The 11,334-nt window shown below is 69.9% G+C and carries 16 protein-coding genes; 9 read left to right on the forward strand and 7 right to left on the reverse strand.

Features of this window, described 5'->3' with window-relative positions; all coding sequences use genetic code 11:
• Positions 1-144 precede the first annotated feature (144 nt).
• Both ACR9ZG_RS15270 and ACR9ZG_RS15275 read left to right on the forward strand, forming a co-directional pair.
• Complete coding sequence (locus tag ACR9ZG_RS15270) at positions 145-771, forward strand: GntR family transcriptional regulator (RefSeq protein WP_481285702.1); 627 nt, start codon at positions 145-147, stop codon at positions 769-771.
• Positions 771-1,472, forward strand: coding sequence for a GntR family transcriptional regulator (locus ACR9ZG_RS15275; RefSeq protein ID WP_481285703.1), 702 nt, complete (start codon positions 771-773; stop codon positions 1,470-1,472). Before ACR9ZG_RS15270 ends, ACR9ZG_RS15275 begins: the two co-directional genes overlap by 1 nt.
• Positions 1,473-1,545: 73 nt before the next feature.
• Here ACR9ZG_RS15275 and ACR9ZG_RS15280 read toward each other — a convergent pair whose 3' ends face one another.
• The 5 genes from ACR9ZG_RS15280 to ACR9ZG_RS15300 all read right to left on the reverse strand — a co-directional run bounded on the left by ACR9ZG_RS15280 (position 1,546) and on the right by ACR9ZG_RS15300 (position 3,101).
• Positions 1,546-1,845: a Dabb family protein gene (locus ACR9ZG_RS15280; RefSeq protein WP_481285704.1), complete on the reverse strand. Its 300-nt coding sequence runs from the start codon at positions 1,843-1,845 to the stop codon at positions 1,546-1,548.
• Positions 1,842-2,102 (reverse strand): glutaredoxin family protein, encoded by a 261-nt coding sequence (locus ACR9ZG_RS15285; RefSeq protein ID WP_481285705.1) that lies wholly within the window; start codon positions 2,100-2,102, stop codon positions 1,842-1,844. Before ACR9ZG_RS15285 ends, ACR9ZG_RS15280 begins: the two co-directional genes overlap by 4 nt.
• Before the next feature lie 113 nt (positions 2,103-2,215).
• Positions 2,216-2,314 carry a 30S ribosomal protein bS22 gene (locus ACR9ZG_RS15290; protein ID WP_003792170.1) on the reverse strand — a complete coding sequence of 33 codons (99 nt, stop codon included), beginning with the start codon at positions 2,312-2,314 and terminating at the stop codon, positions 2,216-2,218.
• Between the two features lie 69 nt (positions 2,315-2,383).
• Positions 2,384-2,593 (reverse strand): helix-turn-helix domain-containing protein, encoded by a 210-nt coding sequence (locus ACR9ZG_RS15295; protein ID WP_481285706.1) that lies wholly within the window; start codon positions 2,591-2,593, stop codon positions 2,384-2,386.
• Between the two features lie 79 nt (positions 2,594-2,672).
• Positions 2,673-3,101 (reverse strand): ArsR/SmtB family transcription factor, encoded by a 429-nt coding sequence (locus tag ACR9ZG_RS15300; RefSeq protein ID WP_481285707.1) that lies wholly within the window; start codon positions 3,099-3,101, stop codon positions 2,673-2,675.
• A 68-nt stretch (positions 3,102-3,169) separates the two neighbouring features.
• Between ACR9ZG_RS15300 and ACR9ZG_RS15305 the strand changes: the two genes are divergently transcribed.
• The 3 genes from ACR9ZG_RS15305 to ACR9ZG_RS15315 all read left to right on the forward strand — a co-directional run bounded on the left by ACR9ZG_RS15305 (position 3,170) and on the right by ACR9ZG_RS15315 (position 6,331).
• Entirely contained in the window at positions 3,170-4,603 is a 1,434-nt protein-coding gene (locus ACR9ZG_RS15305; protein WP_481285708.1) for a TrkH family potassium uptake protein, read from the forward strand.
• Positions 4,596-5,267, forward strand: coding sequence for a potassium channel family protein (locus ACR9ZG_RS15310; RefSeq protein ID WP_481285709.1), 672 nt, complete (start codon positions 4,596-4,598; stop codon positions 5,265-5,267). The genes ACR9ZG_RS15305 and ACR9ZG_RS15310 overlap by 8 nt, the downstream gene beginning before the upstream one ends.
• 152 nt (positions 5,268-5,419) lie before the next feature.
• Entirely contained in the window at positions 5,420-6,331 is a 912-nt protein-coding gene (locus ACR9ZG_RS15315) for a hypothetical protein (protein WP_481285710.1), read from the forward strand.
• Between the two features lie 38 nt (positions 6,332-6,369).
• Here the strand turns inward: ACR9ZG_RS15315 and proC are convergent, their stop codons facing one another.
• The gene (gene proC, locus ACR9ZG_RS15320) at positions 6,370-7,218 is read right to left on the reverse strand and encodes a pyrroline-5-carboxylate reductase (protein WP_481285711.1); all 849 of its coding nucleotides are present in this window, start codon (positions 7,216-7,218) and stop codon (positions 6,370-6,372) included.
• Positions 7,219-7,241: 23 nt separating this feature from the next.
• On the opposite strand from proC, the gene ACR9ZG_RS15325 reads away from it, so the two are divergent.
• Together ACR9ZG_RS15325 and ACR9ZG_RS15330 are read left to right on the forward strand one after the other, a co-directional pair.
• Positions 7,242-8,204 carry a cation diffusion facilitator family transporter gene (locus ACR9ZG_RS15325; protein ID WP_481285712.1) on the forward strand — a complete coding sequence of 321 codons (963 nt, stop codon included), beginning with the start codon at positions 7,242-7,244 and terminating at the stop codon, positions 8,202-8,204.
• A complete protein-coding gene (locus ACR9ZG_RS15330) occupies positions 8,201-8,944 on the forward strand; it encodes a glutamine amidotransferase (protein ID WP_481285713.1) in 744 nt (247 codons plus the stop codon). The genes ACR9ZG_RS15325 and ACR9ZG_RS15330 overlap by 4 nt, the downstream gene beginning before the upstream one ends.
• A gap of 22 nt (positions 8,945-8,966) precedes the next feature.
• Here the strand turns inward: ACR9ZG_RS15330 and tadA are convergent, their stop codons facing one another.
• The gene (tadA, locus tag ACR9ZG_RS15335; protein WP_481285714.1) at positions 8,967-9,434 is read right to left on the reverse strand and encodes a tRNA adenosine(34) deaminase TadA; all 468 of its coding nucleotides are present in this window, start codon (positions 9,432-9,434) and stop codon (positions 8,967-8,969) included.
• A gap of 37 nt (positions 9,435-9,471) precedes the next feature.
• Here tadA and upp point away from each other — a divergent pair, with 37 nt between their 5' ends.
• Both upp and ACR9ZG_RS15345 read left to right on the forward strand, forming a co-directional pair.
• Positions 9,472-10,104, forward strand: coding sequence for a uracil phosphoribosyltransferase (upp, locus tag ACR9ZG_RS15340; protein ID WP_481285715.1), 633 nt, complete (start codon positions 9,472-9,474; stop codon positions 10,102-10,104).
• Between the two features lie 399 nt (positions 10,105-10,503).
• Positions 10,504-11,265 carry a winged helix-turn-helix domain-containing protein gene (locus tag ACR9ZG_RS15345; protein WP_481285716.1) on the forward strand — a complete coding sequence of 254 codons (762 nt, stop codon included), beginning with the start codon at positions 10,504-10,506 and terminating at the stop codon, positions 11,263-11,265.
• Positions 11,266-11,334: the final 69 nt, after the last annotated feature.

The raw sequence follows: 11,334 nt of genomic DNA on the forward strand, positions 1-11,334 counted from the left end.
CGTCGGGCCCTCTCCGAGCCCCGGCACGCCATGCTGGGACGTGCCGTTTTTGAGCATTGCATCCGACGGGAGGGGATGTAATATTCATGTATGCCTGTACCCGTTACCGAGGCCGTCAGTCCCCGACGGCTGATCAGGGACGAAGTGTTCCTTCGTCTGCTCGACGCGATCGTCGAGGGGGACCTCACTCCCGGTGAGCAGCTGTACGACGCCGAGATCGAGAAGTGGGTGGGCGTCTCCCGCACGCCCGTCCGCGAGGCGCTCAACCAGCTCGCCGCCATGGGACTCGTCGAGATCATGCCGCAGAAGCGCACCAGGGTCACTCCCATCGACCCGACCCGCCTGCGCGCGCTGCTCTCGACCATCGGCACCCTCCTGCGCGGCATCGTGCGCGACGCGACGCCGCTGCTCACCGACTCCGACAAGCAGGAGCTGAAGGAGTTCGCCGCGCGCGCCGCCGACGCCGAGCTGAGCGAGCTCGCCCGCGAGCGGTACCTCACCGAAGGCTTCAACAACGTCTTCGTGCGCCGCCTCGACAACAAGACGGTCGGCCGGCTGCTCTCGCGTCACCTCCCTGAGGTGCGGCGGGCGCTCATCGCCGCCCCGTCGAACGCGCCGTTCGAGAAGGGCATCCCGCTCATCACCGCGACCGTGGAGGCCGCCTCCGCCGGCGACGCCGAGAAGGCCGCGCAGGGCGTGAGCGACTTCTACGAGCAGGTGCTCATGGCCGTCGTCGACGACTTCGCCACCCAGGAGAGGAAGGAAGCCTGATGCCGCTCCCCGTGAAGGACAGCGCGCCGGTCGAGCGCCAGCTGCTCCGCGACGTCGTCTACAACCGTCTGTACGAGGGCATCCTCGACGGCACCCTCGAGCCGGGCGAGACCCTGCTCGACGAGAAGCTGACCACCTGGCTCGGCGTCTCGCGCACCCCGATCCGGGAGGCGCTGATGAAGCTCGCCGACATCGGGCTCGTCGAGATGGCGCCCAACCGCTACACCCGGGTCGCTCCCATCGACCTCCGCGCCATCGACGAGGCGATCTACACCACCGGTCTGCTGCACGAGTTCGCCGCGCGCACCGTCGTGCCAACGCTCGACAACGCGGCGGTCGGCCGGCTCGAGAAGGCGCTGAAGGACGTCCGCAAGGCCGCGAAGGCCAAGGACCTCCCCGCGCTGGGCCGCGCGCTCAACGACTTCTTCCTGGAGTTCGAGCGCGACAGCGACAACCAGGTGCTGCTGACGATCAGCGAGGGCCTCAGCCCGCAGCTGCTGCGCTACGTGTCGGTCTGGCAGCTGCCGTTCGACACGGACGACATCCCGGGCCGCGTCGGCGAGATCTTCGACGCCGCGAAGGCGCGCGACGGCGAGAAGGCGGCGGAGCTCATCCACGCCTTCTACCGACCGACCCTCGAGCAGTTCCTCGCCGACTACCGGCGCGGCGACGCCGAGATCGACGAGAGCCCGATCGCGTAGCGACCGCGCCTCCCGCGACGACGAAGCGCCCGGTTCCGTGCGGAGCGGGGCGCTTCGTCGTACGGGTCGGGTCTCAGACGATGAAGTCGACGGCCGCGCGCCCGCCGACCACCGAGCGGATGTAGGCCGCGACCTTCTCGTGCTCGGGGTGCTCCTGGTAGCCCTGCAGGGCCTCCGCGTCCGCGAAGTCGCTGATCAGCACGACGTCGAAGTCGCCGGAGGGCAGGCCGTTGACGCCCACTTCGAGGCTCTGCAGCTGCGGGACGAGCGGAGGGAGGGACTCCAGCCTGGCCTTGATCGTCGCGGCCTGCTCGGCGCGCTCGGCCTCGTCGGTCGTCGCGAGCCTCCACATGACGACATGGCGGATGGTCATCGGGCCTCCAGGAGCGCGGTGCGCAGTCGGGCGGGGTCGACCCGCCAGTAGGTGTGGTTGCGGCCGTCGATCTGGACGACCGGGATGTCCTCGACGTACTGCTCGTGCAGCGCCGGGTCCTCCAGGATGTTCTTCTCCTCCACCACCGGGACGGCGTCGCCGGGCAGGTCGGCGATCACCGAGCGGATGACCTCGCGCGCGTCGTCGCAGAGGTGGCAGCCTGGCTTGCCGATCAGGGTGAGGGTCACGGAAGGCACGGCATCAGCCTAGGTCCGCGAGCGCACGCGGCAAAAAGCGCGCACAGCAAAAAGCGCGTACAGCAAAAAGCGCCGGGCCGAACGGACCGACGCTTGAGCCGCAGACTCGAGGTCTACTTCTTGTTGCGACGCTGGTGGCGCGTCTTGCGGAGAAGCTTGCGGTGCTTCTTCTTCGCCATACGCTTGCGACGCTTCTTGATAACGGAACCCACGTAGACCTCACAAAGTTAGGGGGTTTGCCGCGGAATGCGCGGCGACACGAAGGGTAAGTCTACCCGACGTCACGCACTGTCTGCGACGTGGTTCTCGAGCGCGCTCGTCACGGCGGACTCGGGGACCCGGAACGACCTCCCGAACCGGATGGCCGGAAGCTGGCCGGCGTGCACCAGCCGGTACACGGTCATGCGCGAGACGCGCATCACGTCGGCCACCTCGGCGACCGTCAGGAAGCGCACGTCGCGCAGGGCGCTGGAACCCGACTCGTGAGCCATCTCGTCCTTCTTCTTACGGACCTTCTACTCCGGTGGAGTGCTGCGACTCTATGCCGCTGCGCGCCTCCGCGGCAACCCGTCAGTCCCGCCGCCATTTGCGCGGCGTGACGCGCTCGGTCGCGCTCGAGACGCGGTGCCGGGTGTCGGCGAGCACCTTGCCGACCGTGCTCGCGAACTCGCGGGTCTCGTCGGCGAGCTGGACGCCCAGCGAGGCAATGTCGACGTCGGAGGCCGTGAACGGGATCACCCAGTCCTCGATCGCCTCGAGCGGCGTCGCGTCGAGCCGGTAGTACCGGTGCTGCCCCTCCTCGCGCACCTTCACGAGCCCCGCCTCCCGCAGCACCTTGAGGTGCTTGGAGACGGTCGGCTGGCTCAGCTCGAGGGTCGCCACGATCTCCGAGACCGAGATCTCGCCGGCGGGGTGGACGTCGTCCGAGTGGCGGTCGAGCAGCACGCGGAGGATCTCGCGCCGCGTGGGGTCGGCGATCACGTCGAAGATGTCGGCCATTGCACCAGGCTAGTCATTCGCCGACCGCAGTACCATGTCGGGAGCCTGTCGGTGGGAGGAGTCGCACGATGAGCACGATCCGGGCGGTCCGCAGAGGCCCGGCGCCGGTGGGCCGTGTGCGCGCCGCGCTGAACGGGTTCGCGGCGCGCAGTCCCTCCCGCTTCGCGATCCTCGTCTTCGCGCTGCTGATCCTGGTCTTCACGCTGCTGTTCTCGCTGCCGATCGCCTCGGCGGACGGGACCGTCACCCCGCTCGCCGACGCGCTCTTCACCGCCGTCTCGGTCATCTGCGTGACCGGCCTCTCCACCGTCGACATGGCGACGCACTGGTCCGTGTTCGGGCACCTGCTGGTGTACCTCGGCGTGCAGATCGGCGCGGTCGGCGTGCTGACGATGGCGAGCATCCTGGGCCTGGTCATCTCGCGCAAGCTCGGCCTCCGCGCCAAGCTCATGGCCGCGAGCGACAGCAACCCGCTGCGCATCCACGCCGGCCCGGTCGCCGAGGGGCAGGCCGTGCGGCTGGGCGAGGTCGGCAAGCTGCTGACCACCGTCGCGATCAGCATGGTCGTGATCGAAGGAGCGGTCGCCATCCTGCTGTTCCCGCGCATGCTGATCGCGGGGATGAGCGTCGGCGCGTCCCTGTGGGAGAGCGTCTACTACTCGGCGATGGCCTTCACGAACACCGGCTTCGCACCCAATGCGGAGGGGCTCACGCCGTTCGCGGAGGACTTCTGGTTCCTCGGCGCGCTGATGATCGGCGTGTTCCTCGGGGCCATCGGCTTCCCGGTGATCCTGGCCATCGCCTCCAACCTGCGCCAGAAGCGACGGCGCTGGTCCATCCACGTGAAGCTCACGCTGCTGACGTCGGTGATCCTGCTGGTGGCCGGCGCCGGGCTGTACATCCTGCTCGAGTACGACAACCCGAAGACGTTCGGCTCGCTCGACGCGGGGCACACGATCTTCCAGTCGTTCTTCCTGTCGACGATGGCGCGGTCGGGCGGGTTCTCGACGATCGACATCAGTGAGCTGCACGGGTCGAGCCTCCTCGTCACCGACATGCTGATGTTCATCGGCGGAGGCTCGGCCTCGACCGCGGGCGGCATCAAGGTGACGACGCTCGCCGTGCTGTTCCTCGCCGCGTTCGCCGAGGCGCGCGGGGTGGAGTCGATGGACGCGTTCCGGCGCCGCATCCCGATCGACGTGCTGCGGCTGGCGGTCGCGGTGGCGCTGTGGGGGGCGACGATCGTGGCGGTGTCGACGATCGTGCTCCTCCAGATCACGAAGGCGCCGCTGGACCACGTGCTGTTCGACGTCATCTCGGCGTTCGCGACCTGCGGCCTGTCGACCGGGCTGACGGCGCAGCTCCCCGAGCCGGGGGTCTACGTGATGGCCGCGACGATGTTCTGCGGGCGCGTTGGTACAGTGACACTCGCCGCCGCGCTGGCCCAGAGCCAGCGCAAGCAGCTGTACCAGAACCCCGAGGAGAGGCCGCTCGTTGGTTGACCGGATCAAGCACAACGCCCCCGTCCTCGTGATCGGGCTCGGCCGGTTCGGCGCCGCGACGGCGGGCCAGCTCGACCGGCTGGGGCGGGAGGTGCTGGCGATCGACACCGACGCCGGGCTGGTGCAGAAGTGGGCCGACCGGGTGACGCACACCGTCCAGGCGGACGCGCGCTCGATCGAGACGCTGCGGCAGATCGGTGCGGAGGACTTCTCGATCGCGGTCGTCGCCGTCGGCTCCTCCATCGAGGCCAGCGTGCTGATCACGGCGAACCTGGTCGACCTCCGCGTGCCGCAGATCTGGGCGAAGGCGATCTCGCAGTCGCACGGCAAGATCCTGGAGCGGATCGGCGCGAACCACGTCATCTACCCGGAGCGGGAGGCGGGCGAGCGCGTCGCGCACCTGGTGTCGGGCCGGATGCTCGACTTCATCGAGTTCGACGACGACTTCGCGCTCGTGAAGATGTACCCGCCGAAGCCCATCCGCAACATGCGCCTCGGCGACTCGGGCGTGCGCCGCAAGTACAACGTGACCGTGGTCGGTGTGAAGAGCCCTGGCAAGCCCTTCACGTACGCGACCGCCGACACCGTGGTGAGCAACCACGACCTCGTGATCGTGGCCGGCACCAGCACCGACATCGAATCCTTCGCCGCCCTCGACGCGTAGCCCGCGCGCGCCCGCCCCGGTGCCGCTGCCGCTAGCCGCCGAGCACAGGAAAAATGTCGCCTCCTGGGCGATATCGTGACACTTTTCCTGTACTCGCCGGCTGGGGCTGTGGATAAGGGAGACGCGAGGCGCGCGGGCGGCAGAGTGGGGGCATGGGGGATGGTCACGAGCACGCATTCACGGTCAGAGACGGGCTGAGGGCGGGATGGACGCCCCGCCAACTGCGCGGGAGACGCTTCACCGCGCCGTTCCACGCCGTGCGGGTTCCGTTCGACGCGGACCTCGGGTCCATCGGTGCCCGAGCACGTGCGTTCGCGCCGCGCATGGGCGCCCATGAGTTCTTCAGTCACTCCACCGCCGCAGTACTCCACGGGATCCCCCTTCCCGCACGTCTGCAGGCGCCGGAGGCGGACCTTCACATCTGCGTCTTCCAACCGCATCGCGCGCCGCAGCTGCGCGGAGTGCGCTCGCACGAACTCAAACCGACGGGCCAACAGGTGATCGACATGGACGGCCTCCGCGTCATCGGCGTCGAGGACACCTGGGTGCAGCTGGCCGCCGAAGCGAACGTCGATGAGCTCGTGGTGGCGTCCGACTACCTCGTCACAGGCGATGAACCCTATTCCGGCGATCCGCCGCCGACGACTTTCGAACGGCTTGATCGCGCAATCGCCCGGCACGGCCGGATGCGCGGGGTGCGCTCCTTGCGAGCGGCACGCGACCTGGCGCGCTACGGCTCCCTGTCGCCGCAGGAGACCCGGCTGCGTCTGCTTCTCGTCAAGGCCGGCCTCCCCGAGCCAGCGCTCAACTTCCGGGTGTTCGACGGCGACACGATGGTCGCGATGGTCGATCTCGCCTACCCGGAGCGGCGCGTGGCGATCGAGTATCTTGGCGATCACCACCGCACGACCATCGGCGTGTATCGAGATGACATCCTTCGCCGCGAACGCCTGGCCGACATCGGCTGGACCGCCATCTTCACGACGGCCGACGACCTCCGATCGCCCGCCCCTCTCCTCGCCCGCCTCCGCCGCCAGCTCGCGAGCACAGGAAAAATGTCGTGAATCGGCCCATCGGACGACGTTTTTCCTGTGCTCGGCGGCTAGCCGGCGGCGAGTTCGCGCGAGCGGGCCAGGGCGGCGTCGGTCGCGCGCGTGAAGAGGGCCGGGAGGTCGGCCGCGGCCAGCACGGCGATCGCGCGCTCCGTCGTGCCGTTCGGGCTCGTGACGCGGCGGCGCAGCTCCGCCGGGTCTTCGCCGGACGAGACGAGCAGCTCGGCGGCGCCCAGGAAAGTCCCGTTCACCAGCGTCGCCGCCTCCTCCGGGCTGAACCCCTTCTCGATGGCGGCGTGCGTCAGCGCCTCGATCAGGAAGAAGACGTACGCCGGGCCCGAGCCCGAGATCGTGCCGAGCGCGTCCAGCTGCGACTCCGGCACCTCAACGACCTCGCCCACGGTCGAGAACAGCGCCCGCACCAGCGCGACCGCGTCCGCCCCGGAGCGCGCCCCGGCGCTGATCCCGGTCACCGCCTTGCCCACGACCGCGGGCGTGTTCGGCATCGAGCGCACCACGGCCACCGACTCCGGCAGGAGGGACTCGAACGTCGCCGTCGTCACCCCGGCGGCCACGCTCACGACGACCGCCCCCGGCAGCAGCGACGCCGAGATCTCGCGCAGCAGGTCGGGCACCATCGCGGGCTTCACGGCGACGATGACGATGGAGGCCCCCTCCACGGCGAGCCGGTTGGCCTCCGGCTGCGACTCGGTCGCGTACGCCGTGACCCCCGGCGTGGCGGCGAGCGTCGCCGCGCGGTCCTCCGACCGGTTCGTCACGCGGATGCCTCCCTCCACGGTCACGCCGGGGGCGAGGAGGCCGCTCAGGATGGCGCGCCCCATCGATCCGGCGCCCAGCAGGGCGATCGTCGGGAGGGTCACGGACTGCGTCTGGCTCATGCGCTCATCCTAGGATGGGGGCCATGAGCGCATCAGGTGGGACCAGAGCGATCGTCGCGGCCTTCGCCGCCAACCTGGGCATCGCTCTCACCAAGTTCATCGCGTGGTTCTTCTCCGGATCGTCGTCGATGCTCGCCGAGGGCGTGCACTCGGTCGCCGACTCCGGCAACCAGCTCCTGCTGCTGCTCGGCGGGCGGCAGGCCAAGAAGAAGGCGGACAAGGAGCATCCGTTCGGCTACGGCCGCGAGCGCTACGTCTACGCGTTCGTCGTCTCGATCATCCTGTTCTCCGTCGGCGGCGTGTTCTCGCTCTACGAGGGCATCGAGAAGCTGACGCACCCGCACGCGCTCGACAACTGGTGGCTGCCCATCCTCGTGCTGGTCATCGCGATCTGCCTGGAGTCGTTCTCGCTGCGGACCGCGGTGAAGGAGTCGCGCCCGCACAAGAAGTCGCTGTCCTGGCCGCAGTTCATCCGCCGCGCCAAGGCCCCCGAGCTGCCCGTGGTGCTGCTGGAGGATGTGGCGGCGCTGACCGGCCTCGTCTTCGCCCTGCTCGGCGTCGGCCTCACCATCCTCACCGGCGACGGCGTGTGGGACGGCATCGGCACGGTCCTCATCGGCCTGCTGCTGATCGCCGTGGCGATCATCCTCGGCATCGAGACCAAGAGCCTCCTGGTCGGCGAGGGCGCGAGCGACGCGGACGTGGCCGCGATCGAGCAGGCGGTCCTCGCGGGCGACGAGGCCGAGCGCATCATCCACATGAAGACGCTGTACCTCGGGCCGGACGAGCTGCTCGTCGCCACCAAGCTGGCGCTCTCGGGCGACCAGCGCCTGGCCGACGTCGCCGCGGCGATCGACGTGATCGAACGCCGCATCCGGGAGGCCGTCCCGACCGCGCGCGTCATCTACATCGAGCCGGACGTCTGGATCGACCCGAACGAGCGGGCACCGGCGACCGACACCATCATCCTGAAGGGACTGGAGTGACCGGCACCGACCGCAGCCGCACCGCGCTGATCCTGCAGCACGACCCCACGATCCACCTCGGAAACATCGGCCCGACGCTCGTCGAGCACGGCTACGAGCTGCGCGTGGTCGATGCGTCCACCGAGGACGTCGCGGCGATCGACCCGACCGAGGCCGACCTCGTCGTCGTGCTCGGCGGCGAGATGGGCGCCTACGAGACCGAGAAGTTCCCCTTCCTGAACGACGAGAAGGCCCTGCTGCGCGAGCGCATCGACGCCGAGCTGCCGACGCTCGGCGTGTGCCTGGGCGCGCAGCTGATGGCCGGCGCCCTCGGCGAGCGCGTCTACAAGGGCGACACGACGCAGATCGGGTTCAGGCAGGTCGAGCCGACGGAGGCCGGTGCCGGCTCCCCGATCCGTCACTTCGACGGCGTCCCGGTGGTGGAGTGGCACGGCGACACCTTCGAGCTGCCGGAGCGCGCGACGCTGCTCGCCTCGTCGAGCGACTACTCCAACGAGGCGTTCGCGATCGGCGACTTCGCGCTCGCGGTGCAGTTCCATCCCGAGGTCACCGACGAGATGCACGAGGAGTGGGTCTCGGACGGCTACAACGAGCTGGACCAGCTGGCGATCGACCCGGACGCCCTCCGCAGCGAGCGGGCGCGGTACTCGGCGCGGATGCAGGAGGCGTCGCGCGCCGCATTCTCCGAGTGGCTGTCGGCGTTGGAGGCGAAGCGCGACACGACGGAGCCGGCGGCCTGAGCGGCCCAGCACCGCCAACCGGTCAGCGCTTCGCGCGGAAGAAGTCGAGCAGCAGCTCGCCGCACTCCTCCGCGAGCACGCCGGCGAACACCTCCACGCGGTGGTGCAGCCGCCGGTCGCGCAGCACGTCGTAGACCGACCCCGCCGCGCCGGCCTTCTCGTCCCACGCGCCGAACACGACGGTCGGCACGCGCGCCGCGAGCACGGCCCCTGCGCACATCACGCACGGCTCGAGCGTGACGACGAGCGTGCATCCCTCCAGGTGCCAGTCGTCGCGGGTGGAGGCCGCCTCGCGCAGGGCGAGCACCTCGGCGTGGGCGGTGGGATCGTGGTGCAGCTCGCGCTCGTTGCGTCCCGTCCCGATGACGTTCCCGGCCTCGTCGAGCACCAGCGCGGCGACCGGCACGTCGCCGGTGTCGAAGGCCAGGCGGGCGTCCGCGATCGCTCGGCGCATCCACTCCTCGTAGGCGGCGGGGACGGGCAGGCTCACGGCTCCTCCAAGCGGATGTTCGGCTAGCCTTGAGCCTATGCGAGTGCACGTTGCGGACCACCCCCTCATCACCCAGAAGCTGTCGGTGCTCCGTGACAAGTCGACCCCGTCGCCGGTCTTCCGGCAGCTGACGGAGGAGCTCGTCACCCTCCTCGCGTACGAGGCCACCCGCGGGGTGCGGGTCGAGCCCGTCGAGATCCAGACGCCCGTCACGACCACGACCGGGCTCGCGCTGAGCCAGCCGCGGCCTCTCGTCGTCCCCATCCTGCGCGCCGGGCTCGGGATGCTGGAGGGCATGGTCCGGCTGATGCCGACCGCAGAGGTGGGCTTCCTCGGCATGGTCCGCAACGAGGAGACGCTGGAGCCGACGACGTACGCCGAGCGCCTCCCGATGGACCTGTCGGACCGGCAGTGCTTCGTGCTCGACCCGATGCTGGCGACCGGAGGCTCGCTCGGCGCCGCCATCGAGTTCCTGTTCTCGCGCAATGCGGTCGACGTGACCGCCATCTGCCTGCTCGCCGCCCCGGAGGGCCTGGAGGCGCTCGAGAAGGCGACCGAGGGCCGCGACGTCACCATCGTGCTGGGCGCGCTCGACGAGCGGCTGAACGAGAACGGCTACATCGTGCCGGGCCTCGGCGACGCCGGCGACCGCCTCTACGGCACGGTCTGAGCGTTCGCCGGACGCACGAAACATTCCGTCATGATTTGACACGGCGAGTCATGCACGGGTTTACTACCGAGCATGACTGACAACGCGCGTACCCTGACCTCCTTCGAGGCCCTTGGGAATGCCGGCATGATGATGGCCGGCCGCGACGCTGTCATGTGTTGCCGAATGTGCCGCTGATCTGACGACCCCTTCGCCGAGCGCAGCGCCCTCCGACCGCATCCGGTCCTGAGCAGGCGCCAGCTCCCCGGGAGCGCCACCAGCCTCCCGCGCACACACGCCGTATCTGACACGGCTCCCCACCGGATCACCGCATCATCCGCCGTCACTCGTACCCGGGGCACCGCCCCACCGGCAGCAGCGGGATCCGCGGAACATCATCATCCGAAGGACCCTCCTCCCATGTCTCTCGCCACCATCGACTCCCTCCCCACCGCCGCCGCCGTCCGCCCGGCTCCCGTCGCGGCCGCTCCGGTCTCCGCCGCTCCCGCCGCCGCCACCGCCGCTCCGGCCGAGAAGTCCGCTCCGGCGGCCCGCATCCGCGCCGTCCCCGAGGGCACCGAGGCCCGCGGCTTCGTGCTCTACGTCGGCATCGACGAGGCGAAGGCCGCCGCCGCCGGCACCGACCTCGGCCGCATCGTGGAGGCGCTGAAGCGCCTCACCTCCGAGCTCGCGCCCGCCGCCGAGACGTACGCCGCCGTCGCCCTCGCCCCCGCCGGCGCGGGTGGCCGCGACGTCGACGTGGTGCGCCTCGCGCTGCAGGACCCGTCGGCGATCGCCAAGCACCGCCAGACCGCGGTGATCGACGAGGACGAGGACCGCGCCGCCTCCGGCGTCGTGGTCGACATCTCGCGCAAGCGCCTCGTCCTCGACAACCAGACCGTCGCGCTCACGTACAAGGAGTTCGAGCTGCTGCAGTACCTGGTGCTGCGTGAGGGCCGGACCATCGAGCGTTCCGAGCTCATCTCGTCGCTGTGGAGCAACGCCGACGAGGACGACGTGCCGAACGAGCGCACGATCGACGTGCACGTGCGCCGCCTGCGCGCCAAGCTGGGCCGCTACGAGGACATCGTGCGGACCGTCCGCGGCGTCGGCTACCGCTTCGACCGCCACGCCGACGTCTCCATCCGCCACTCCGGCGCCCCCTCCCCCGACCTGTTCTGAGCCGGCACCAGCCGCCGAGCACAGGAAAAACGCCCCGAATCCGACCGGAACGGGGCGTTTTTCCTGTGC

This window comes from Leifsonia sp. KNZ12-8B (assembly GCF_056755495.1).